The organism is Conyzicola lurida (genome assembly GCF_014204935.1).
Lineage (GTDB): Bacteria > Actinomycetota > Actinomycetes > Actinomycetales > Microbacteriaceae > Conyzicola > Conyzicola lurida.
Map to the genome: position 1 here is coordinate 910,278 of NZ_JACHMJ010000001.1, position 22,248 is coordinate 932,525.

The following is a 22,248-nucleotide window of genomic DNA, read 5'->3' on the forward strand; positions in this document are numbered from 1 at the left end:
ATGCGCGAACTCATCACCTCCGGTTCCCCGTGGGAGGCGAAAATCGGGTACTCGCGTGCCGTCGTGGTCGGCGACACGATCTACATCTCCGCGTCGGCCGCGACCGGCCCCGACGGAAAAGTCGTCTCGCCCGAGCTCTACGCGCAGACTAAGCACGTGCTCGGGATGCTGTCCGGCATTCTGGATGACGCGGGCTTCAGCATCGCGGACGTGGTGCAGAGCCGCCTCTACGTCTCCGACTTCGAGAACTGGTCGGAGGCCACCCGCGCCCACGGCGAGGTCTTCGGCGACATCCGCCCCGCGTTCGCGCTCGTGCACGCCTTGCCGTTCATCGACCCCGAGATCCTCGTCGAGGTCGAACTCACCGCGGTCCGCGAATCGCTCTAGCCGTCGGCATCCGTCGTTCGTATAAAAACGCGCCGCCGACGCGTCCGTTCCTGTGAACGTTGCATTCCCGGGGGTGTCGCTAGAGGCATCCGCCGATCGCATGCCTAGGCTCATCACGAAATGATTCGCTTTGATTCCGTCTCCAAGTTGTACTCGGGGAACACTCGTCCGGCGCTCAACAACGTCAGCCTCGAGGTTCTCAAGGGTGAATTCGTCTTCCTCGTCGGCGCGTCCGGGTCGGGCAAGTCGAGTTTTCTGCGTCTCGTCCTGAAGGAAGAGAAACCCTCCCAGGGGCAGATCCACGTGCTCGGGCAGCAGCTCGGCACCATTTCGAACCGCAAGGTTCCCTACTTCCGCCGCAACCTCGGGGTCGTCTTCCAGGACTTCCGTCTGCTGCCGCAGAAGACGGTCTTCGACAACGTCGCCTTCACCCTCCAGGTGATCGGCAAGAGCCGCGGATTCATCCAGGAAGCCGTCCCCGACGTGCTCAAGATGGTCGGACTCGCCGGCAAGACCGCGCGCTTCCCCCACGAACTCTCCGGTGGCGAGCAGCAGCGCGTGGCGATCGCGCGCGCGATCGTCAACAAGCCCGCCATCCTGCTGGCCGACGAGCCGACGGGAAACCTCGACCCGGTCACCAGCGCGGGAATCATGACGCTGCTGCAGCGCATCAACCTCGGGGGCACCACCGTCATCATGGCAACACACGACGCGGGCATCGTCGACCAGATGAAGCGCCGCGTCATCGAACTCACCAGCGGCCAGATCGTGCGCGACGAGCGGGAGGGCGGCTACCAGACCCAGGCCATCCCCGTCCAGCAACTCGGGCTCGAGGGTGAGGCCGCACGATGAGGCTCGGACTCGTTCTCGGCGAGGCGGCGAGCGGCCTGCGCCGCAACGTCTCGATGGTCATCTCCGTCGTGCTCGTCACGTTCATCTCGCTCACCTTCGTCGGTGCGGCGATCCTGCTCCAGATGCAGATCGGCGAGATGAAGGGCTACTGGTACGACCGTGCCCAGGTCGCCGTCTACATGTGCACCGCGACCGACAACACCGGCAACTGCGCACAGCAGGAAGCGACACAGGAGCAGATCGACCAGGTCGAGGCGCAGCTGGAATCACAGACCCTCGCCCCGTTCATCGACCGCTTCGAGTACGAGACGCACGAGCAGGCGTTCGCCAATTTCCAGGAGCAGTTCTCCGACAGCCCGATCACCGGGTTCGTCACCGCGGAGATGCTGCCAGAGAGCTTCCGCGTCAACCTCAACGACCCGACACAGGCCGACATCCTCATCGAGAGCCTGTCGTCGAGCGCCGGGGTGCAGGCGGTCGAAGACCAGAGGCGGTACCTCGACTCGATCTTCGCCGTGCTCAACGCCGCCAGTTTCACCGCCATCGGTCTCGCGACGCTCATGCTGATCGCGGCCGTGCTGCTCATCGCCACGACCATCCGGCTCAGTGCCTTCTCGCGCCGGCGGGAGCTCGGCATCATGCGGCTCGTCGGTGCGTCGAACCGGTTCATCCAGACGCCGTTCATCCTCGAGGGCGTCTTCGCGGCGCTCATCGGATCGGTGCTCGCCGGCGGTGCCGTGCTCGCGATCGTGCAGTTCTTCGTCAAGGGGTATCTCGCCGAAACGCTGGGCAGTACCACGACACTCGTCGGCCTCGACGAGGCCATCATCGTGGTGCCGATACTCATCGTCGTGGGCGGTGTGCTTGCCGCGGCATCCGCCGGATTTGCCATCAGCCGCTACCTCAAGGTCTAACCGGGGCTAGACTGAACGGCTGCGCCCAAGTCGGGGCGCACTGATAGGGACGAAAGCATGCCACGCGAAAAGGGCCAGAAGGTTGTTGCCAGCAACAAGAAGGCGCGCCACGACTACCTGATCGAAACCACGTACGAGGCCGGACTGGTCCTCACGGGGACCGAGGTCAAGTCGCTGCGTGCCGGTCGGGCGACCCTTGTCGACGGCTACGGCTTCATCGAGAGTGGCGAGGCGTGGCTCGACGCGGTGCACATCCCCGAGTTCAACCACGGGTCGTGGAACAACCATCCCGTACGGCGCAAGCGCAAGATGCTGCTGCACAAGGAGCAGATCCTCAAGATCCATAACAAGATCAAGGACGGCGGATACACGCTGATCCCGCTCTCGATCTACTTCTCGAACGGCAACGCCAAGGTCGAGATCGCGATCGCCAAGGGTAAAAAAGAGTACGACAAGCGCCAGACGCTGCGCGAACGCCAGGACAAGCGCGAGTCGGACCGCGCCATGTCGGCCCGCCGGCACCTGGGCGACTGACCCGTTTCGCCCGCTACTCCAGCAGCTTTCCCGCCACCGACACCTCGTCGCGCATTAGCTCCGCGATCTCGGCGGGCACCTCGGGGATCGCCTCCCGGGCCACCGTGCCGTCGAGCGACCAGACCAGGTTGACCTGCAGCGACGGGTCGAGCTCCGGGTAGTCGCTGCGGTTGTGCGCGCCCCGCGTCTCGCGACGCTCGAGGGCGGCCTGCAGCGTCGCCCGTGCGGCGATCGCGGCGGCCTTCAGGTCGAACGCGTGGGCCAGATCCTGGAACCCTGCGACATCCGGGTGGATGCCGAGCCCGGCGAACCTCGCTTCGATGGCGTCCAGCTCGGCCAGGCCGGCGACGAGGCCCGCCTCGTCACGCACGACTCCAGCGTGCTCGGTCATGGTGTTCCGGATGGCGCGCTGGAGGGCCCGCACGTTCTCTTCGCCGTCCGCGGCGAGCAGCCCGGCGATCTCGGCGCGGGCCTCGTCGACGGCCTCGGGGGAGCGCTGCTGGCTCAGCAGGCCGGCGCTGTACTCGGCAGCGGCCTCGCCGACGATACGGCCGAAGACGAGCAGCTCAATGAGCGAGTTGCCGCCGAGCCGGTTGGCTCCGTGCAAGCCGCTCGACGCTTCGCCGATCGCGTAGAGGCCGGTGACGTCGGTGGAGTGGTCGTCGGGGCGCACCCACACGCCGCCCATCGAGTAGTGCGCGGTGGGCGCGATCTCCATCGGCGTGGTCGTGACGTCGAGCATCTGCAACTCGAGCATCGTCTGGTAGACGCGGGGGAGTTTCGTCATGATCGTCTCGCGCGGCAGGTGCGAGATGTCGAGCAGCACGGCGCCTTTCTCGGTACCGCGCCCCTCTTTGATCTCGGTGTACGCCGCGAGGGCGACCCGGTCGCGCGTGGATAGTTCCATGCGCTCGGGGTCGTACTTCTCCATAAACCGTTCGCCGAGCGAGTTGTACAGGTGGCCGCCCTCGCCGCGCGCCGCCTCGCTGATGAGGGTGCCGGCGGCGTTCTCGGGTTCGATGATGCCGCTCGGGTGGAACTGCACGAGTTCGGGGTCGCGGATGCGGCCTCCCGCGAGCACCGCGAGGCGGAACGAGTCTCCCGTATTCTCGTCGCGGCGGCTCGACGTGCGGCGCCAGATGCGGTTGTGGCCGCCGGCCGCGAGGATGACCGCGTCGGCGTGGATGAGCACGCGCGACCCGTCGTTGAGGTTGAAGCCGTAGGCGCCGAAGACCACGTTGTCCTTCACGAGGATGCGGGTGATGTACACCGAGTCGAGGATCGGGATGTCGAGCTGCGTCGCACGGTTCACGAGTGTGCGCTGGATCTCGAGGCCGGTGTAATCGCCGGCGAACGCGGTGCGGCGGTACTTGTGCGCGCCGAAGAAGCGCATGCTGATGCGGCCGTCTGCCTCGCGGGCGAACGGCATGCCGTAGCGCTCGAGGTCTTCGATGCCGCGGCGGGCGCCCTTGGTCACGATCTCGACGGTGTGCGGGTTGGCGAGCAGGTAGCTCTCCTTGATGGTGTCCGCGGCGTGCTGCTGCCAGGAGTCCTCGGCGTCCATCGTGCCGAGAGCCGCGTTGATGCCGCCGGCGGCGAGCGACGTGTGTGCGTCGTTCTTCGGCCGCTTGCCCACCGCGAGCACGTCGACACCCCGCTCCGAGAGCTCGATCGCGGCACGGAGCCCCGACCCTCCGGTGCCGATCACCAGGACCGAGGTGGAGATGCGGCGTTCCGGCGTAGCGTTCCGGTTCGCTGCCTGCTGGTTCATTGTCTGCGCTGACACGGTGTTGCTTCCTTTGTTCGGGGTTAGGTAGACCTAACTCCGACGGTACGCGCGCCTCGTCGGGGCAGACAGGGACTTAAGTCCCGACTGGCTGGCAATCGGGTGTGCACCCGTTGCCCCGGCCGCGGTCGGCCAGCGTCGAGACGGCTGCTACTCCAACCGCCGCTGCAGCGCCAGATTGACCCCGATACGCGACCGCCCGACCAGAATGGGCGTCCGTTGCTCGTCGATGAACGCGGGCGGCACCAGGTGCGGGCGTCCGCCGATCATGCGCATCTCGAAGTCGGAGCGGTGCAGCATGCGGTGGTGGTGCGGGCAGAGCAGCACCCCGTTGTCGATGTTCGTGGGTCCGCCCTTCGAAAACTCGACGACGTGGTGGCCGTCGGCCCACGCGGCAGGGGAGTGGCAGCCTGGCCACACGCAGCCGCCGTCGCGCACCGCGAGGGCCCGCATCTGCTGCTCGCTGAAGTACCGGCGTCCGCGGTACAGGTATAGCGGCTCCCCGTTCTCGCCCATCACGACGAGCGACATCCCGTTGGCGCAGACGAGTTCCCGCACGGTCGACGCCGCGACCGGCTCGTCTGCTCCGTCGATCCAGCCCACGCCGACTCCCCGTTCGAGTTCTTCGAGCGTGATGACGGCCGACACGTGGGCGGTCGACCGCATGTCGACGGGAGCGTTACCCGAGGCCCGCACGCCGGCCGTGATGAGCCCGGCGAAGATGTCGTACCGACGCTGGTCGCGCGTGCGCCCGTCGACGATCTCGGTCGTCGGTTCGCCGTCGTCGCCGGTCACGGTGCGGATGCCGCGGGCTTCGTCGCCCTCGGCGAGGAACCGGGGCGTGGTGCCCGGCTTCTCCGCTTCGTCGAACGCCGCCTGCAGGAGCGCGGCGTCGACGCCCACGAGGGTGCCGTGGAAGGAGCGCATGCCCTCGGTCTCCCGCCCCAGGATGAACGACCGCCGGCGGTAGATCTGTTCGTCGCGCGGTTCGGCGCCGTCGGGGTCGAGCGCCTCGCGCCAGGCGCGGGCCTGCACGGCGACCTCGTCCGCGGGCGCGTGCCGCGCGGTCTCGACGAGCTCGCGCTCCGCGACGTCGCGGTTCCCGGCCGCGTCGAGCGAGCTGCCCGCGCGCTGCGCGGCCTGGTCGAGGTTGCGGACGATCGCCTCTGCGGCATCCACCCCTATCTCGCCGGCTTCCAGGGCCGAGCCGACCCGCGGGTGCTGCGCCGAGAGCAGCACTCCGTCGAACCCGCGGTCGCGGCGGATCGACTCGCCGAGACGGATGCGCCGGGCCGCCTCCCGCGGCGACACCAGCGTGAGCGCCTCGACGAGCATGGCCGCCTTACCGTGACCCAGCCGGAACGCGAGCGATTCGTTGCCGAGCCCGAACCGCGAGCGGTGCGCGAGCTCGGCGGCGACGCGGAGGCGGGCGGTGTCCATTAGGCGGCCGGCTCGCTCCAGTTCGACCGCGGCCGCGCACAGCTGCTCGTCGCTCATCCCGTCGAGGGGCGCGCTGGCGAACGTGTCGCTGTCGAGCGTCGCGCTGCTCGTGAACACGGTGTCCATAGACACACTGTGACCCCCACCACCGACACTGCTGTTATTGCTGGTCAGAAGGGGTTTTAGCCGTGGATAACCGCATCGAGTTGCCGTCTGTGGAGGACACGGCGGGGAGGGTGCGGGGCTGGTCTATCGGTGGGCTGCCCTCACCGCGCCACGAACCGCGCGTCCACCACCGCTGACACCTCGATGTCCTCGGGCTTGAGCGACAACTCGGGTTCCGAGCCGCCCGACGCCTTCATCGCCCGCATGGAGCCGGCGTCGGTCAGGGACTGCCCGTGCACCTGGTCCCCGAGCATCCCCGGGTCGGCGATCGCGACAGCGGTCACCGTGCCGAGCCCGATGCTCTGCGCGTACACGCTCGCCTTGGCGACCGCGTCCTTGACCGCGCGCGACCGCACCTCCGCCGTCACGCCCGTGCGGCGCGCGTCGGTGAGCGCCCACGCGATCGATCCGACCGAGACGCTGTCGGTCGCGGACACCGCTTCGATCCAGCGCGCGAGCGCCTCGAAGTCGCTGAACTTCACGGTGAACCCGATGCGCGCGTGATAGACGAGCGGAAGCTGCTTGCCCTCGTTGTTCCACGGCTTCTCGGTCCAGACCTGAATGCTGTCGCTGGCCCACCAGGTCACCGGCCCCGCCGCGGGGTCGTGCAGCGCGACGATGCTCTCGCGCACGGTCGTGGACGCGGCCAGGGCGCCGGCGAACGCGGGCTCGCGCTTGGCAGCCTCGCGGTGCACCGAGACCGAGACGGTCGCGCGCTCGGCGGGGTAGAAGGCCGAGAATTTTCCCTGCACCGTGATGATCGTCTCGCTCATTTTTTCCTCTCGGGACTGCGCAGCGCCGCATGCGTGTTCTAGAATAGAGGGCTGCATCCGATGGAAGCAGCTTTGATAACTCAACAGCGCGCGACAGTGCCACACTCTTCACAGGGTGAACATGGGGATGATCGGTTTCGACATTGCCTGCAAAACTGTGAGAAGCGGGTCGAGGATGCAGGCTTATCTCGTAAACGATGTCTGCAAACTATAAGTGCCGATTCCAAGCGCACTGACTTCGCCCTCGCTGCCTAAGCGAGCGCACTAAAGAAGTCCGTCAGTCCGAGGATGCTCTCTACTCGGGGGCTGGCGTAATTTAGAGAGATTGCTGCGTGGTTACGCCTTAGGGCTACGCGGGACTTGAACTATGGCTGGGCTCGTTGACCTAGATGCTCGCAGCAAAGGTCAGAGCCAAGTAGAACGTCTTTGCGAGCTACACCCGTAGAAGGCACAGAATTACAGCAGTGGACCGGGGTTCAATTCCCCGCATCTCCACCATGGGCGCTGTCGCGCGTTGTTGATCACACTCGCGTTGTCGATCAGACTCCGGGATGCCGCGGCGCAGGGCCCCGCCCGAGAGCACTTTCCCGTCCCGTGCGGCCCGCCGCCACCGGCATCCATTCGGCTATTTAAATTTGTACCCCCCACACGGGGTACAACCCGGCTATCATTTCACAATCACCTCTTCGCGTAAGCGAGAGCGTCGGTCACAGGCTGGACACCGTGCCGTCGACGAGAGGATCTTCCGCATCGACGCGGCCTCACCGACCACGCCCCTCCAGTGCAAAGGCCCTCCAATGACCGATGTCATCCGACCGACCCGTTCCGACGGAACGCCCGCGGACAACCACACCGACGACCGCCCCCACGCCCTCGCCAACGACGAGCAGGGCCGCCCGGTCTTCGTCAAGACCGGCGAGCCCGAGCGGCCGAAGTCGGTGCTGCGGCCCGAGATCCAGGCGTTGCGGGCCGTCGCCGTGCTCGTCGTCGTGGTGTACCACCTGTGGCCGGGCACCCTGACCGGCGGTTTCGTGGGCGTCGACGTATTCTTCGTGATCTCCGGATTCCTCATCACCGCGCACCTGCTGCGCGAGGCCGACCGCACCGGACGCATCTCGTTGCCGCGCTTCTGGGCCAGGCGCATCCGCCGACTGCTCCCGGCCTCGCTCACGGTGCTCGCGGCATCGGCGGCGGGCGTCGTGATCCTCGTGCCGCAGATGTACTGGGCGCAGTTCTTCAAGGAGATCGCGGCGAGTGCCGTCTACGCGCAGAACTGGGTGCTCGCGGCCAGCAGCATCGACTACCTCGCCGCGGAGAACGTGGCGTCACCCGTGCAGCACTTCTGGTCGCTCTCGGTCGAGGAGCAGTTCTACCTCGTCTGGCCGATTCTCATCGGCGCGGTCGTCGTCATCGCGCACCGGCTGGGAAAGACCACCCGGCGCTGGCTCGTCTTCGCCGCGCTGGCGGCCGTCGCGGCCGCATCGTTCTACTTCTCGGTGAACTACACACAGAGCAACCCCGGCGAGGCGTACTTCGCCACCACCACCCGGGCGTGGGAGTTCGCCGCCGGCGGCCTGCTCGCCGTCGTCGGCACCGCGACCCTGCGCGCCGCGAGCCCCGTGCGCACACTGGTCGCCTACGCCGGCTGGGTAGGCATCGCCTACGCCGTCGTCACCTATTCGGGCGCGACGCCGTTCCCCGGGTCGGCCGCCGCCGTTCCCGTGCTCGCCACGCTGGCGGTCATCTGGGCGGGCGCCCCCTCGTCGGCGCTCTCGCCGAACCGGCTGATGGGCACGCCGCCCGTGCAGTTCGTCGGCGCCGTCTCCTACTCCGTCTACCTCTGGCACTGGCCACTGATCGTCTTCTTCACTTTCGTCTTCACCGAGCTGGAGGACTCGACCCGGATCGCGATCATCGTCGCCTCCATCGCCCTCGCCTGGCTGACGACCGTGCTGATCGAGAGCCCGGCCCGCAACCGGAAGACCCTCGTCGGACGCAAGCCGCGCTGGACGCTGCTCGCGATGGTGCTCGCGGTCGCGCTGGTCGCGGTCCCCGCCGTCCTGGGCGCACGGGCGATGGTCGACCAGGCGGCCGCCGACACCGCCCGGGCGGCGACCGCCGTCGCGTCGGCGGACGAGTGCTTCGGCGCGGCGGCCTTCGCCGTGCCCGAGGGTGCCTGCGACGGCGTCGAATACGAGACTCTCACCCCGTCCGCCGCGTTCGCCGCCGACGACGAGGCGGAGGTGTACACCAACGGCTGCTACTCCGACCTCGTCACCCCCGACCTCAACACCTGTGTGGTGGGGGATGCCGCGTCCGACGTACGCGTCGCCCTTATCGGGGATTCGCACGCCGCGTCGTGGTACCCGGCACTGAAGACGATCGCCGAAGAGAATTCCTGGTCGCTCTCGCCGTTTATGAAGTCGGCCTGCCCGATGTCGACGGCGACGAAGCAGGATGACGCGGCCGAGACCGAGCGCTCCTGCTCGACCTGGAACGACTCGCTGGCCGAGGAATTGGCCGCTCAGGCCGAGCCCTTCGACGTCGTCGTGCTCGCCCACAGTGCGAGCGGGGACGGCAAGTACGACTCCGACGCCGCCGCGATCGAGGGCTTCCGCGAGGCGTGGGCTCCTCTCGTCGAGAGTGGCACCCCGGTGGTCGTGATGCGCGACATCCCGCAGCTGACCGAGGAGACCAACCTCTGCGTCGCGGAGACCTCGGGGGAGGACGGGGCGTGCGACGTGCCGGAGAGCGACGCGCTGAACGGCGACCTGCTCGTGGAGGCGGCGGAGGGCGAAGAGGGCGTCACCGTCGTCGACATGAACGACTTCTTCTGCCGCGACGGGTCATGCACTCCGGTGGTCGGCGGAGTCGTCGCCTACCGAGACAGCCACCACGTGACGGCGACGTACGCGGTGACGATGGCGCCGTACCTGGACGAGCGGCTGCTGGGGGCGGTGCCCGCGCTGGCGGCGCGGTAGTAGCCGGTCGCGCCCTGCTGTCCGTGGCGCCCTGGTCGCCGGCGGTGCCTCAGGCGTTCTGGTCGGTCGACTCCAGCAGGTGCAGCACGGCCTCGTGCAGCACGCCGTTGGTGGCGAGGGCGTTGCCGTGCCACGGTCCGGGTTCGCCCGTGACCGAGGTGAACGTGCCGCCGGCTTCCTGCACGATCGGGATCAGCGCCGCCATGTCATACGGCTGCAGGTCGAACTCTCCGACGATGTCGATCGCGCCCTCGGCGAGCAGCATGTACGCCCACATGTCGCCGATGGCGCGGGCACGCCAGACGCTGCGCGACAGGGCGAGCACCGATTCGAGGCGGCCGGCGCCGTCCCAGCCGGTGATGCTGTTGTAGCTGAGCGCCGCGTTGTCGAGGGAATCGATGCCGCTCACCCGGATCTGTTTCGCTTCCTCGCCGTGCGCCTGAGCCCAGGCGCCGTGGCCGGTCGCCGCCCACCAGCGCTTGCCGAGGGCGGGGGAGCTGACGACGCCGACCACGGGGACGCCGTCGATCGCGAGCGCGATGAGCGTGCCCCAGATCGGCACGCCGCGCATGAAATTGGTGGTGCCGTCGATCGGGTCGATGATCCACTGGCGCGAGCCGGTGCCCTCGGTGCCGTACTCCTCGCCGAGGATCGAGTCGTGGGGACGGGCGGCGAGGATGCCGGAGCGGATGGAGCGCTCGACCGCCTGGTCGGCGTCGGTGACCGGCGTGCGGTCGGGCTTCGTCGTCACGACGAGGTCGAGCGAGGTGAACCGGTCGTGCGAGATCAGGTCGGCGTTGCCGGCGAGGGCGAGGGCGAGGCTGAGGTCGTCGGCGAGGCTGTAGTCGTTCATCGGGCTCCAGGCTAGAAGGCGGTGTTTTTGGCGGCGAGCATGGTGAGCAGGCGTTGCAGGCTGTCGAGGCGCAGCACGCCCATCTCGCCCAGGTCGCCGGCCTCGACGTGCTCGATGATGGCGCAGTCGGGCGAGTCGGGGAGGTGCGTGCAGCCGCGCGGGCACTCGAGCGACAGTTCGGCGAGGTCGGTGAACGAACCGAGGATGCTCGCCGGGTCGACGTGGCCGAGCCCGAACGAGCGCACGCCGGGGGTGTCGACGATCCAACCGCTGCCGATGCGCAGCGACACGGTCGACGACGAGGTGTGCCGGCCGCGGCCGGTCACGTCGTTGACGCGGCCGATCGCACGGTTCGCCTCGGGCACGAGCGCGTTGACGAGCGTCGACTTGCCGACGCCGGAGTGGCCGACGGCGACCGTGGTGTGGCCCTGCAGCGCCTCGGTGATCTCCTCGATCGGGAAGTCGTCGTCGCGGCTCTGGAACACCCGGAACTCGAGTCCCGCGAAGTTGGCGAGGAACTCGGCCGGGTCCGCGAGGTCGGTCTTCGTGATGCACAGGATCGGCGTGATGCCGGCATCGAACGCGGCGACCAGGTAACGGTCGACGAGCCGGGTGCGCGGCTCGGGGTTCGCCGCGGCCACGACGATGAGCATCTGGTCGGCGTTCGCGACGATGATCCGCTCGACGGCGTCGGTGTCGTCAGCGCTGCGGCGCAGCAGCGTGGTGCGCTCCTGGATGCGCACGATGCGCGAGAGGCTGCCCTCGTCGCCGCTCGTATCGCCCACGAGATCGACCCAGTCGCCGGTGACGACCGACTTCTTGCCGAGTTCGCGGGCGCGCGTCGCGACGAGCTGGCGTTCCTCCGGCGTATTCTCGGCGACCCAGACGCCGTAGCGTCCGCGGTCGACGCTGAAGACGCGGCCGCTGACCGCGTTCTTGTGCTCCGGGCGGATCTTGCTGCGCGGCTTGTTCGCCTTGGGGTTCGGGCGCACGCGGATCGACGATTCGTCGTACTCGGCGTAGTCGCCGTCGTCTTCGTCGGGGTCGGACATCCAGCTCATGCGGTCACAGCAGCAGGGTGTCAGTGGTGACCGTGGTGACGATCTCGTCCGGATCGCGCACGAGCGCGGCCCACAGCTCGGGGAACTGCGGGAGCGTCTTGGCGGTGGTCGCGATGTCGTCGACGAGCACGCCGTCCACCGCGAGTCCGACGATGGCGCCGGCGGTCGCCATCCGGTGGTCTTCGTAGCTCTTCCACTCGCCGCCGTGCAGCGCGCGCGGCTCGATCGACAGGCCGTCTTCCAACTCGGTGACGGCACCGCCGAGGCCGTTGATCTCGGCGGCGAGGGCGGCGAGGCGGTCGGTCTCGTGCCCGCGCAGGTGACCGATGCCGGTGATGCGGCTCGGGCCGGTGGCGAGGGCGGTGAGAGCGACGAGGGCCGGGGCGAGTTCGCCGCCAAGGCCCAGGTCGATGTCGACGCCGGGCAGCTCTGCACCGCCGCGGATTCCGACGCCGCCGTCGACGACGAGGGAGTCGCCCTGCCGGGTCGCCGTCGCGCCGAAGAGCGGGAGCAGCGTCTCGAGGTGGGCGCCGACCTGGGTGGTCTCCCACGGCCAGCCGCCGATCGACACGGTGCCCCCGGCCACGAGGGCGGCGGCCAAGAAGGGTGCCGCGTTCGACAGGTCGGGCTCGATGTCGACCTCGATGCCGCGGATCTCGGCGGGCGGCACCACCCAGACGCCGGGCTCGGGGCTCTCGACCACGACGCCACGCGCGGCGAGGGTGGCAATGGTCATCTCGATGTGCGGCATGCTCGGCAGCTTCTCGCCGGTGTGGCGCAGCGTGAGCCCCTCGGTGAACCGGGGTGCCGCGAGTAGCAGGCCTGACACGAACTGGCTCGACGCGGAGGCGTCGATGGAGAGTTCGCCGCCGCGCACGGCGCCCGTCGCGTACAGGCTGAAGGGAAGCGCGCCGCGGCCGTCGTCGTTGACCTCGACACCGAGTCCGCGCAGGGCCTCGATCGTGGTGCGCATCGGACGGCGTCGGGCACCCTCGTCACCGTCGAACGCGACCGGCCCGAGGGCGAGAGCGGCGACGGGCGGCAGGAAGCGCATGACCGTGCCGGCGAGGCCGCAGTCGATCGACGATCCGCCGAGCAGCTCCTCGGCCGGGGTGATGCGCAGGTCGGGGCCGTAGCCGCCGGTGCCGGGCACTTCCTCGATGACGGTACCGAGGGCACGCAGCGCCTCGATCATCAGCGCGCTGTCGCGGGAGTGCAGGGGAGCACGCAGCAGCGACGGGCCGCTGGCGAGCGCGGAGAGCACCAGTTCGCGGTTGGTGAGGCTCTTCGACCCGGGCAGGCGAACGGATGCCGCGAGGGCACGCTTCGCGACGGGAGCGGGCCACGCGCCGGGCTCGCCGCCCACGATGAGCCCTTCGTCTCCGTAAGGGTTGAACTCTGGCTTGGAATACTTGGATACCAACATCGGTTACCAGAGTATCGGCAGTTTCGGCCGATCGATTGGAGACAGGCATGACAGTGCTTGAAGCGATACCCGAGAGGGCGATTCGGGAGCAGCGGACGCTGGGCGATCTAGAATTGGCCCTGATGACTACCGACATGCCAGAAGAGCAGACGACCCCCGACGAGACGCCCGCGGATCAGGCGCCCGTCGAGCACTCTGACGAGCCAGAAGAGACGGGCGACGTGCGCGCGCTGTTCGAAGAGCAGGCCCTGCAGTACATGGACCAGCTCTACGCCGCCGCGATGCGCATGACCAAGAACCCCGCGGACGCGGCCGACCTCGTGCAGGAGACGTTCGTCAAGGCGTATACCGCCTTCGGCCAGTTCCAGCAGGGCACGAACCTCAAGGCCTGGCTGTACCGCATCCAGACCAACACCTTCATCAACAACTACCGCAAGAACCAGCGCAACCCGTACCAGGGAACCATCGACGATCTGGAGGACTGGCAGCTCGGCGGCGCCGAGTCGGTCACCCAGCACACGTCGACCCGGTCCGCGGAAGCCGAGGCGATCGACCACCTCCCCGACAGTGCTGTCAAGGACGCCCTCCAGTCGATCCCCGAAGACTTCCGTCTCGCCGTCTACTTCGCCGACGTCGAAGGCTTCTCCTACCAGGAGATCGCCGACATCATGAAAACCCCCGTGGGAACCGTCATGAGCCGCCTCCACCGCGGCCGACGCCTCCTACGGGGCCTACTAGCTGAATACGCGAGCGACCGAGGAATCGCCGCCGCGCCTGCCACAGGGAGAACGAAATGACCGATTGCGGTTGCGACAAAGCGAAAGCCGAGCTCGAGGAGTACATCCACAACGAGCTGACAAAGGGTGAAGCGGCGGATATCGCCGAGCACATGGCCACCTGCACCGACTGCTCCGGCGAACACCTCGTCGGACTCACCCTCACCGCAAAGGTGCGCGAGGCGTGCAACGAGAAGGCGCCGGCCGATCTGCGCAACGAAGTGCTACTCAAGCTGCGCGAGATCCAGTCGGTCTGACCCGTTAGTCGAGTAGGTCGCTCAGCGACCGTATCGAGACCAGGTTTCGATACGGCCGCGGGCGGCCTACTCGACCACCGCTGTCGCTACAGCGTCAGCGCCTTGGCGATCAGGTCGACCTGCTCCTGGCCGCTGCGCTTGTTCGAGCCGGTCGCGGGCGATGCGGAGGCCGGACGCGACGACACCTTGATGGTGCGTCCCTGGAGATGCTTCGCCAGTTCGAGCGACATAAACGGCCACGCGCCCTGGTTCTCGGGCTCGTCCTGTGTCCAGACCAGGTCGGCGTTCGGGTAGTTCGCGAGGATGCCGTTGATCTCGGCAATAGGCAGCGGGTAGAACTGCTCCATCCGCACGACCGCGATCGCCTTCTCCTCGCGCTTGTCCAGTTCCGCGATGATGTCGTAGTAGATCTTGCCCGACGTGAGCACCACGCGCTTCACCGCCGCCTTGTCGGCCACGCGGCTGTCGTCGATCACCGGCAGGAACTTTCCGCTGGTGAAGTCGGCGATCTCGCTCGTCGCACCGCGCAGTCGCAGCATCGCCTTCGGCGTGAAGACGATGAGCGGGCGGCGGGGACGCGCGTACGCCTGACGGCGCAGCAGATGGAAATACGACGCGGGCGTCGACGGACGAGCCACGGTCATGTTGTTCTCGGCGCACAGCTGCAGGAAGCGCTCGATGCGGGCCGACGAGTGGTCGGGACCCTGGCCCTCGTAGCCGTGCGGCAGTAGCATGACCACGCTCGAGCGCTGGCCCCACTTCTGCTCGGCCGACGAGATGAACTCGTCGACCACGGTCTGCGCGCCGTTGGCGAAGTCGCCGAACTGGGCTTCCCAGAGCACGAGCGCGTCGGCGCGCTCGACCGAGTAGCCGTACTCGAAGCCGAGTGCCGCGTACTCGCTCAGCAGCGAGTCGTAGATCCAGAACCGGCCCTGGCCCTCTTTGAGGTTGCCGAGGGGGAGCCACTCCTGGCCGTTCATGCGGTCGTGCAGCACGGCGTGGCGCTGCACAAAGGTGCCGCGGCGCGTGTCCTGCCCGGCCATGCGCACGGGGGTTCCCTCGAGCAGCAGCGAGCCGAGCGCGAGCAGCTCGCCGAAGCCCCAGTCGACGCTGCCGGAACGGCTCATGTCGACACGCTTCTTCAGCATCGCCTGCAGTTTCGGATGCACGCTGAAGCCGGCAGGCGGGTTGTTGTGGGCGTCGCCGATGAGCTGGATGACGCCCTCGTTGACACCGGTCGACTCGGGTTCGCCCACGAGGTCGTCCTGCTGCGATTCCGGGCGTTCCAGATCCGATACGGCATTCGCGTCATCCGGAATCACGGCGATCGAGCCGGTCTGGGCGGCGTGGGTCTCCGCGAAGGCCCGCTCGAGGCGGTCCTGGAAGTCCTGGTGGCTCGCCTCGTACTCCTCGGCCGTGATGTCGCCGCGGCCGACGAGGCCCTCGACGTACAGCGTGCGCACGGAACGCTTGGCCTCGATCAGGTTGTACATGAGCGGCTGCGTCATCGAGGGGTCGTCGCCCTCGTTGTGGCCGCGTCGGCGGTAGGAGACGAGGTCGATGACCACGTCGCGGTGGAATTCCTGACGGTATGCGAGGGCCAGCTGCGCGACGCGCACCACAGCCTCGGGGTCGTCGCCGTTCACGTGGAAGACCGGAGCCTGGATGGTCTTGGCGACGTCGGTCGAGTAGATCGACGTGCGGCCCTCGCCGGGAGGCGTGGTGAAGCCGACCTGGTTGTTGACGACGATGTGCACGGTACCGCCGGTGCGGTAGCCGCGCAGCTGCGACATCTGCAGGATCTCGACGACGATGCCCTGTCCGGCCATCGCCGCGTCGCCGTGCACCATGACGGGCAGCACGCTGTAGCTGCCGATCGGGCGGCGGTCCTGCTTGGCGCGCACGATTCCCTCGAGCACGCCGTCGACGGCCTCGAGGTGCGAGGGATTGGCGGCGAGGTAGACGGGGATGGTGGTGCCGTCGGCGGCGGTGAACGTTCCCTCGGTGCCGAGGTGGTACTTCACATCGCCGGACCCGTGCACGGTGCGCGGGTCCTGCGTGCCCTCGAACTCGCGGAAGATCTGACCGTAGGTCTTTCCCGCGATGTTGGTCAGTACGTTCAGCCGGCCGCGATGGGCCATGCCGATCGCGACCTCTTCGAGGCCGTCCTCCGCGGCACCCTGCAGGATGGCGTCGAGTACGGCGATCGTCGACTCGCTGCCCTCGAGGCTGAATCGCTTCTGCCCGACGTACTTGGTCTGCAGGAAGGTCTCGAACGCCTCGGCCTCGTTGAGCTTGCCGAGGATGCGCATCTGCTCGTCGTGGCCCGGCTTGGTGTACGGGCGCTCGACGTGGTCCTGCATCCACTTGCGCTGGGCGGGATCCTGGATGTGCATGTACTCGATGCCCACGGTGCGGCAGTACGAGTCACGGAGAAGACCGAGGATGTCGCGGAGGAGCGCCGAACGCTTGCCGCCGAAGCCGCCCGTGACGAACTCGCGGTCCAGGTCCCAGAAGGTGAGGCCGTGGCTCTCGATGTCGAGGTCGGGGTGCGTGCGCTGCACGTATTCGAGCGGGTCGACGTCGGCCATGAGGTGGCCGCGCACGCGGAACGAATTGATGAGCTCCTGCACGCGGGCGGTCTTGTCGACGTTGTCGGCGACGTCGACGCTGATGTCCGCGGCCCAGTGGATCGGGGCGTAGGGGATTCGCAGCGCGGCGAAGATGTTCTCGTAGAAGTCGTGCTGGCCGATGAGGCGCTCGTGGATCTTCTTGAGGAACTCGCCCGAACCGGCACCCTGGATGACGCGGTGGTCGTAGGTGCTCGTGAGCGTGATGGTCTTGCCGATACCGAGGTCGGAGAGGACCCGGGTCGACGAGCCCTGGAACTGGGCGGGGTACTCGAGCGCACCCGCGCCGACGATGGTGCCGGCGCCGCGCATGAGCCGCGGTACCGAGTGCTCGGTGCCGATGCCGCCCGGGTTGGTCAGCGAGATCGTGTTGCCCGCGTAGTCCGCGGCGGTGAGCTTGTTGTTGCGGCCGCGGAAGACGACGTCTTCGTACGCCGCGAGGAACTCGCCGAATTCCATCGTGTCGCAGCGCTTGATGCCGGGGACCACGAGCGAGCGGCTGCCGTCGGGCTTGGGGATGTCGATCGCGATGCCGAGGTTGATGTGCGCCGGGGTGACGACCGACGGCTTGCCGTCGACCTCATCGTAGAAGACGTTCTGGCTCGGGAATTCCTTGAGGGTTTCGACCATGGCCCACGCGATGAGGTGGGTGAACGAGACCTTGCCGCCGCGGGCGCGCTTGAGGTGGTTGTTGATGACGATGCGGTTGTCGATCATCAGCTTCGCCGGGATCGTGCGCACGCTCGTCGCGGTGGGCACCGTGAGGCTCGCGTCCATGTTGGCGGCGAGGGCCTTCGACGCGCCCTTGAGCACGGCGGTGACGTTGGCGTCCGGGGCGGGAGCCTCGGTGTCGACCTTCGACGGGATCGGGCTCGTGGCGTTCGACGGGGCCTGAGCCGGAATCGGCTGGGGCTTGGCCGCGATCGAGGTGGTGCGCGCGGCGGGCTGGCTCGAGGTGGTGACCGGCACCGGTGCCGCGACCTCGGGTGACGCCGTGACCTCGTCGGGGATCTGCGCCTCGCCGCCGGTCTGCGACTCGGCGGCGGGAGCCTTCGGCTCGGCGGCGGGCGCCTGCTCGGGAGCGGCGTCGGGGATCACGGTGATCGCGCTGGTCGGCGTCGGATCGGTGTGGGGGGTGTCAGCGGGCGGGGTGTCCGTGCCGGTGGGCTCGAAGCTCTCGGGCTTGTAATTGTCGAGGATCGGCCACCACGATTCGTCGACCGAGTTCTTGTCGATCACGTACCGTTCGTACATTTCGTCTACGAGCCATTCGTTGGCCCCGAACTCGCCAGAAGATCCGTCTTCTGCTGCAAGTCCGGTCACTTGGCTTGACACAGCCGACCGCCCACTCTCAGTTCACTAGTTTCGCTTCACGGTAGTAGCGACCGTCACTGGTCGTACCAATGACAAGCGTAATCACATTCTTAACCGCCTGCGGGCACACTCGAAGGTCTAACGTGAAATTTATGGAGTTCTACGAGACAACGCCGCGGCACGACCTGACATATTCCGATGTGTTCCTCGTTCCGTCGAGGTCGGGAGTGAAAAGCAGGCTTGACGTGTCGCTGGAACCGCGCGATGGAACGGGCGCCACGATCCCGATCGTCTCGGCCAACATGAACTCGGTGACCGGCCCGCGGCTCGCCGCGGCGCTCGCTCGGCGCGGCGGCATCGGCGTGCTGCCGCAGGACATGCACCTGCAGGACCTCGACGCGGCGATCCGCTGGGTGAAGGCGCAGCCCGTCGCGTGGGACACCCCGCTCGAACTCGGCGCCGACGACACCGTCGCGACCGCGCTGACCCTGTTGCCGCCCGTCGCCGGCCAGGGCATCGTCGTGCGCGGAGACCGTAACGAACTGCTCGGCTTCGTGCCAGCCGTACGCCTCGCGACCGCCCTGCCCGACGCGCGCCTCGGCGACCTGCTGCACGGCGCCCTCGCCTCGCTCGACGCCGACGACATCGACAGCCCGCGCGCCGCCTTCGACCTCATGGTCGCCGCCGACCTCGACTTCGCGCCCGTCCTGCACCACGGCAACCTCGTCGGAACGCTCAGCCGCACCGGAGCACTGCGCTCGACGATCTACGACTCCGCGGTCGACGGAGACGGCCGGCTCGTGGTCGGCGCGGCCATCGGCATCAACGGCGATGTCGCCGCAAAGGCCATCGCCCTGATCGCGGCCGGCGTCGACGTGCTCGTCATCGACACGGCGCACGGACACCAGCGCGGCATGGTCGAGGCGATCGCCGCCGTCGCGAAGCTCAACCTCGGCGTGCCGATCGTCGCCGGCAACGTCGTGACGGCCGCGGCGGTGCGCGACCTCGTCGGGGCCGGTGCCACCATCGTGAAGGTGGGCGTGGGCCCCGGCGCCATGTGCACCACCCGCATGATGACCGCGGTCGGCCGCCCGCAGTTCTCCGCCGTGCTCGAGACGGCGGACGCGGCCCACGACATCGGCGCGCACGTCTGGGCCGACGGGGGCGTGCGTTACCCGCGCGACGTCGCCTTGGCGTTGGCCGCGGGTGCGGCATCCGTCATGATCGGTTCTTGGTTTGCCGGGACGATCGAGGCACCCGGCACTCTCGCGACCGACTCGGCCGGGCGGCTGTACAAAGAGAGTTGGGGGATGGCGTCCACCAAAGCCGTGCAGGAACGTTTCGACCGGCTCGATCCCTACGAACTCGCGCGCAAGACGCTCTTCGCCGAGGGCATTTCCAGCTCGCGCATCTACCTCGACCCGCTGCGCCCGTCGGTCGAAGACCTGCTCGACATGATCACCTCCGGGGTGCGCAGTTCGCTCACCTACGCGGGGGCCCGCTCGCTCTCCGAGTTCCACCAGCGCGCACTCGTCGGGGTGCAGTCGGCGGCCGGCTACGAAGAGGGCAAGGCGCTGCCGGTCAGTTGGTAGGGCGGTTTCGCGCAGCCCGCAGAAATACTGGCAATCGCTCGATATACTCGATCAGATAATGGACGACCCCCCTTCACATCAGCCCGCCGCCCCGTCACTCCTAGTCAGCCGCCATGTCTGAGTGGATCCTTCTGGGTATAGGGCTCATCCTGACCGTCGGAACCGGCCTCTTCGTCGCCTCCGAGTTCTCCCTCGTCAACCTCGACCGTTCCGACCTCGAAGTGCGGCAGTCGAAGGGCGAGAAGGGCCTCGGTATGTCGATCAGCGCTCTCAAGCGCACGTCGACCCACCTCTCCAGCGCGCAGCTGGGCATCACGCTCACCACGCTGCTCACCGGCTACACGCTCGAACCCGCGTTCAGCATCTTCCTCGCGCCGCCGCTCACCGCGATCGGGCTGCCCGAGGCCGCGATCCCGACCACGGCGTCGATCGTCGCCGTCGTCGTCGCGACCCTGCTGTCGATGATCATCGGCGAGCTCGTGCCCAAGAACTTCGCGCTCGCCCTGCCGTTGCGCACCGCGAAGCTCGTCATCCCGTTCCAGATCGGGTTCACCGCCGTGTTCCGTCCGGCCGTCGCGCTGCTCAACAACACGGCGAACGCGATCATCCGCTCGTTCGGCATCGAGCCGAAGGAGGAGCTCTCCGGCGCCCGCACCGCGGAGGAGCTCTCGTCGCTCGTGCGCCGCTCGGCCCGCGAGGGAAGCCTCGAGACCGACACGGCGACGCTGCTCGCGCGTACCCTCGCCTTCTCCGACCTCACCGCGCAAGACGTGATGACGCCCCGGCCGCGCCTGAAGAGCGTGGACCGCACCGACACGGCTTCCGACGTCATCGAGCTCGCCCGCACGACAGGGCTCTCCCGGTTCCCCGTGCTCGACGACAGCATCGACGACGTCGTCGGCATCGTGCACGTCAAGCAGGCGGTCGCCGTGCCGCGCGAGAAGCGCGGAGACGTGCCCGTGTCGGCGCTGCAGTCCGAACCGCTGCGTGTGCCCGAGACGATGAAGCTCGACTCCCTGCTCGCCGAACTCCGCGGCCGCGGCTACCAGATGGCGGTCGTACTCGACGAGTACGGCGGAACCGCCGGTGTCGCCACCCTCGAGGACCTCGTCGAGGAACTGGTCGGCGAGGTCTCCGACGAACACGACCGCACTAAGGCCGACGTCGTGCGGTCGCGGGACTGGTTCACGTTCCCCGGCAGCCTCCGTCCGGACGAGCTGCTCGAACGCACCGGAGTGCTGGTGCCGGAAGAAGGGCCGTACGAGACCGTGGCCGGCTGGCTGATGAGCGAGCTCGGGCGCCTCCCCGTCGTCGGCGACGTCGTCGACACGGAACTCGGCCGGTTCCGCATCGAACGGCTCGACGGCCGCCGGATCGACCGCGTGCGCTACACCCCGATTCCCCAAGAGACGACCGAGCAGAGCGAGGTGAGTGCCCGATGAGCGAGTCTCTTCCCGGCATCCTCTGGCTGGTCGTGCTGTTGCTCGTCAACGCCTTCTTCGTCGGCGCCGAGTTCGCGGTCATTTCCGCGCGCCGGTCGCAGATCGAGCCCAAGGCGGAGGCGGGTTCGCGAGCCGCGAAGACGACGCTCTGGGCGATGGAGCACGCGACGCTGATGCTGGCGACCAGCCAGCTCGGCATCACGATCTGTTCGCTGCTGATCCTCAACGTCTCCGAGCCGGCGATCCACCACCTGCTCGAGGTGCCGCTGCACGCCACCGGCATCCCGGAGGAGGCGAGCGGCGTCATCGCTTTCGCCATCACGCTGCTGCTGGTGTCGTTCCTGCACGTGATCATCGGCGAGATGGTGCCGAAGAACCTGTCGTTCTCCATGCCCGACCAGGCCGCGCTGCTGCTGGCGCCCCCGCTCGTCTTCGTCGGCAACGTGTTCAAGCCCGTGATCGTCGCGCTCAACGCGACCGCCAACGGGGTGGTGCGCCTGTTCGGCGTCACCCCGAAGTCGGAGGCGACGAGCGTCTACACGCTCGGCGAGGTCGCGAACATCGTCGCGCAGTCGACCAAGGAGGGTGTGCTCACCGACTCCACGGGTGCGCTGCTCGCCGCGTTCGAGTTCACCGAGAAGAAGGTGCAGGACATCGCGATCGGTCTCGACGCGCTCGTCACGCTGCCGGAGGACGCCTCGCCGTCCGACGTGGAGCGCGCCGTCGCCCAGCGCGGGTTCTCGCGCTACATCCTGGTGAACGACGAGGGCGAGCCGACCGGCTACCTGCACCTCAAGGACGTCATCGACCTCGACGAAGACGAGTTCACCGAACCCGTGCCGCCGAAGCGCATCCGCCAGCTGATCTCGATCTTCCGCAGCACCGACCTCGAGGACGCCCTCGCCACCATGCGCCGCTCCGGCGTGCACGTGGCCCGCGCGTTCGACGAGAACGGCGCGACTCAGGGTGTGCTGTTCCTCGAGGACATCATCGAGGAGCTCGTGGGCGAAGTGCAGGACGCGACGCGGCGCAACTAGCGACGGCGGGTCGAGCCTGTCGAAACCC

Annotated in this window: 17 protein-coding genes and 1 other RNA gene; 11 read left to right on the forward strand and 7 right to left on the reverse strand. The window is 68.0% G+C overall.

All coding sequences use genetic code 11. The annotated features are described in order from the left end of the window. The 4 genes from HD599_RS04410 to smpB all read left to right on the forward strand — a co-directional run bounded on the left by HD599_RS04410 (position 1) and on the right by smpB (position 2,687). A complete protein-coding gene (locus tag HD599_RS04410; RefSeq protein WP_184233970.1) occupies positions 1 to 387 on the forward strand; it encodes a RidA family protein in 387 nt (128 codons plus the stop codon). 120 nt (positions 388 to 507) lie between these two features. Continuing rightward, positions 508 to 1,239, forward strand: a complete 732-nt coding sequence (ftsE, locus tag HD599_RS04415) for a cell division ATP-binding protein FtsE (RefSeq protein WP_184233972.1) — start codon at positions 508 to 510, stop codon at positions 1,237 to 1,239. Beyond that, positions 1,236 to 2,153 carry a permease-like cell division protein FtsX gene (gene ftsX / locus HD599_RS04420; RefSeq protein WP_184233974.1) on the forward strand — a complete coding sequence of 306 codons (918 nt, stop codon included), beginning with the start codon at positions 1,236 to 1,238 and terminating at the stop codon, positions 2,151 to 2,153. Before ftsE ends, ftsX begins: the two co-directional genes overlap by 4 nt. Positions 2,154 to 2,210: 57 nt before the next feature. Further along, positions 2,211 to 2,687 carry an SsrA-binding protein SmpB gene (gene smpB / locus HD599_RS04425; protein WP_184233976.1) on the forward strand — a complete coding sequence of 159 codons (477 nt, stop codon included), beginning with the start codon at positions 2,211 to 2,213 and terminating at the stop codon, positions 2,685 to 2,687. Positions 2,688 to 2,700: 13 nt separating this feature from the next. Here smpB and HD599_RS04430 read toward each other — a convergent pair whose 3' ends face one another. From HD599_RS04430 to HD599_RS04440, 3 genes are all read right to left on the reverse strand, one after another. After that, a complete protein-coding gene (locus HD599_RS04430; RefSeq protein WP_184240300.1) occupies positions 2,701 to 4,458 on the reverse strand; it encodes an L-aspartate oxidase in 1,758 nt (585 codons plus the stop codon). Positions 4,459 to 4,623: 165 nt separating this feature from the next. Beyond that, the gene (locus HD599_RS04435; RefSeq protein WP_184233978.1) at positions 4,624 to 6,039 is read right to left on the reverse strand and encodes an HNH endonuclease signature motif containing protein; all 1,416 of its coding nucleotides are present in this window, start codon (positions 6,037 to 6,039) and stop codon (positions 4,624 to 4,626) included. A 140-nt stretch (positions 6,040 to 6,179) separates the two neighbouring features. Next, positions 6,180 to 6,851, reverse strand: a complete 672-nt coding sequence (locus tag HD599_RS04440) for an SIMPL domain-containing protein (RefSeq protein ID WP_184233980.1) — start codon at positions 6,849 to 6,851, stop codon at positions 6,180 to 6,182. Positions 6,852 to 6,974: 123 nt separating this feature from the next. Here HD599_RS04440 and ssrA point away from each other — a divergent pair. Beyond that, positions 6,975 to 7,349, forward strand: a transfer-messenger RNA (tmRNA) gene (gene ssrA / locus HD599_RS04445). Positions 7,350 to 7,648: 299 nt separating this feature from the next. Beyond that, the gene (locus tag HD599_RS04450) at positions 7,649 to 9,832 is read left to right on the forward strand and encodes an acyltransferase family protein (protein WP_184233982.1); all 2,184 of its coding nucleotides are present in this window, start codon (positions 7,649 to 7,651) and stop codon (positions 9,830 to 9,832) included. 49 nt (positions 9,833 to 9,881) lie between these two features. Here the strand turns inward: HD599_RS04450 and HD599_RS04455 are convergent, their stop codons facing one another. The 3 genes from HD599_RS04455 to aroA are packed head-to-tail and all read right to left on the reverse strand — an operon-like array spanning position 9,882 to position 13,172. Continuing rightward, a complete protein-coding gene (locus HD599_RS04455) occupies positions 9,882 to 10,685 on the reverse strand; it encodes an inositol monophosphatase family protein (protein ID WP_184233984.1) in 804 nt (267 codons plus the stop codon). 11 nt (positions 10,686 to 10,696) lie between these two features. Continuing rightward, positions 10,697 to 11,746: a ribosome small subunit-dependent GTPase A gene (gene rsgA / locus HD599_RS04460; RefSeq protein ID WP_184233986.1), complete on the reverse strand. Its 1,050-nt coding sequence runs from the start codon at positions 11,744 to 11,746 to the stop codon at positions 10,697 to 10,699. 4 nt (positions 11,747 to 11,750) lie between these two features. Beyond that, positions 11,751 to 13,172: a 3-phosphoshikimate 1-carboxyvinyltransferase gene (aroA, locus tag HD599_RS04465; RefSeq protein ID WP_184233988.1), complete on the reverse strand. Its 1,422-nt coding sequence runs from the start codon at positions 13,170 to 13,172 to the stop codon at positions 11,751 to 11,753. Positions 13,173 to 13,294: 122 nt separating this feature from the next. On the opposite strand from aroA, the gene HD599_RS04470 reads away from it, so the two are divergent. Further along, positions 13,295 to 13,969, forward strand: a complete 675-nt coding sequence (locus HD599_RS04470) for a sigma-70 family RNA polymerase sigma factor (protein ID WP_246376089.1) — start codon at positions 13,295 to 13,297, stop codon at positions 13,967 to 13,969. Continuing rightward, positions 13,966 to 14,205, forward strand: coding sequence for an anti-sigma factor family protein (locus HD599_RS04475; protein WP_184233990.1), 240 nt, complete (start codon positions 13,966 to 13,968; stop codon positions 14,203 to 14,205). Before HD599_RS04470 ends, HD599_RS04475 begins: the two co-directional genes overlap by 4 nt. Before the next feature lie 86 nt (positions 14,206 to 14,291). On the opposite strand, the gene HD599_RS04480 is transcribed toward HD599_RS04475, so the two are convergent. Then, positions 14,292 to 18,170, reverse strand: a complete 3,879-nt coding sequence (locus HD599_RS04480) for a multifunctional oxoglutarate decarboxylase/oxoglutarate dehydrogenase thiamine pyrophosphate-binding subunit/dihydrolipoyllysine-residue succinyltransferase subunit (protein ID WP_184233992.1) — start codon at positions 18,168 to 18,170, stop codon at positions 14,292 to 14,294. A gap of 131 nt (positions 18,171 to 18,301) precedes the next feature. Here HD599_RS04480 and guaB1 point away from each other — a divergent pair, with 131 nt between their 5' ends. The 3 genes from guaB1 to HD599_RS04495 all read left to right on the forward strand — a co-directional run bounded on the left by guaB1 (position 18,302) and on the right by HD599_RS04495 (position 22,220). Beyond that, entirely contained in the window at positions 18,302 to 19,741 is a 1,440-nt protein-coding gene (gene guaB1 / locus HD599_RS04485; RefSeq protein ID WP_184233994.1) for a GMP reductase, read from the forward strand. Between the two features lie 113 nt (positions 19,742 to 19,854). Then, complete coding sequence (locus HD599_RS04490; protein ID WP_184233996.1) at positions 19,855 to 21,183, forward strand: hemolysin family protein; 1,329 nt, start codon at positions 19,855 to 19,857, stop codon at positions 21,181 to 21,183. After that, a complete protein-coding gene (locus tag HD599_RS04495) occupies positions 21,180 to 22,220 on the forward strand; it encodes a hemolysin family protein (RefSeq protein WP_184233998.1) in 1,041 nt (346 codons plus the stop codon). The genes HD599_RS04490 and HD599_RS04495 overlap by 4 nt, the downstream gene beginning before the upstream one ends. Positions 22,221 to 22,248: the final 28 nt, after the last annotated feature.

Bases quoted from the DNA above. Each gene is read 5' to 3' on its own strand.
- HD599_RS04410 (WP_184233970.1), top strand. From the start codon at position 1: ATGCGCGAACTCATCACCTCCGGTTCCCCGTGGGAGGCGAAAATCGGG.
- ftsE (WP_184233972.1), top strand. From the start codon at position 508: ATGATTCGCTTTGATTCCGTCTCCAAGTTGTACTCGGGGAACACTCGT.
- ftsX (WP_184233974.1), top strand. From the start codon at position 1,236: ATGAGGCTCGGACTCGTTCTCGGCGAGGCGGCGAGCGGCCTGCGCCGC.
- smpB (WP_184233976.1), top strand. From the start codon at position 2,211: ATGCCACGCGAAAAGGGCCAGAAGGTTGTTGCCAGCAACAAGAAGGCG.
- HD599_RS04430 (WP_184240300.1), bottom strand. From the start codon at position 4,458: ATGAACCAGCAGGCAGCGAACCGGAACGCTACGCCGGAACGCCGCATC.
- HD599_RS04435 (WP_184233978.1), bottom strand. From the start codon at position 6,039: ATGGACACCGTGTTCACGAGCAGCGCGACGCTCGACAGCGACACGTTC.
- HD599_RS04440 (WP_184233980.1), bottom strand. From the start codon at position 6,851: ATGAGCGAGACGATCATCACGGTGCAGGGAAAATTCTCGGCCTTCTAC.
- HD599_RS04450 (WP_184233982.1), top strand. From the start codon at position 7,649: ATGACCGATGTCATCCGACCGACCCGTTCCGACGGAACGCCCGCGGAC.
- HD599_RS04455 (WP_184233984.1), bottom strand. From the start codon at position 10,685: ATGAACGACTACAGCCTCGCCGACGACCTCAGCCTCGCCCTCGCCCTC.
- rsgA (WP_184233986.1), bottom strand. From the start codon at position 11,746: ATGAGCTGGATGTCCGACCCCGACGAAGACGACGGCGACTACGCCGAG.
- aroA (WP_184233988.1), bottom strand. From the start codon at position 13,172: ATGTTGGTATCCAAGTATTCCAAGCCAGAGTTCAACCCTTACGGAGAC.
- HD599_RS04470 (WP_246376089.1), top strand. From the start codon at position 13,295: ATGACTACCGACATGCCAGAAGAGCAGACGACCCCCGACGAGACGCCC.
- HD599_RS04475 (WP_184233990.1), top strand. From the start codon at position 13,966: ATGACCGATTGCGGTTGCGACAAAGCGAAAGCCGAGCTCGAGGAGTAC.
- guaB1 (WP_184233994.1), top strand. From the start codon at position 18,302: ATGGAGTTCTACGAGACAACGCCGCGGCACGACCTGACATATTCCGAT.
- HD599_RS04490 (WP_184233996.1), top strand. From the start codon at position 19,855: ATGTCTGAGTGGATCCTTCTGGGTATAGGGCTCATCCTGACCGTCGGA.
- HD599_RS04495 (WP_184233998.1), top strand. From the start codon at position 21,180: ATGAGCGAGTCTCTTCCCGGCATCCTCTGGCTGGTCGTGCTGTTGCTC.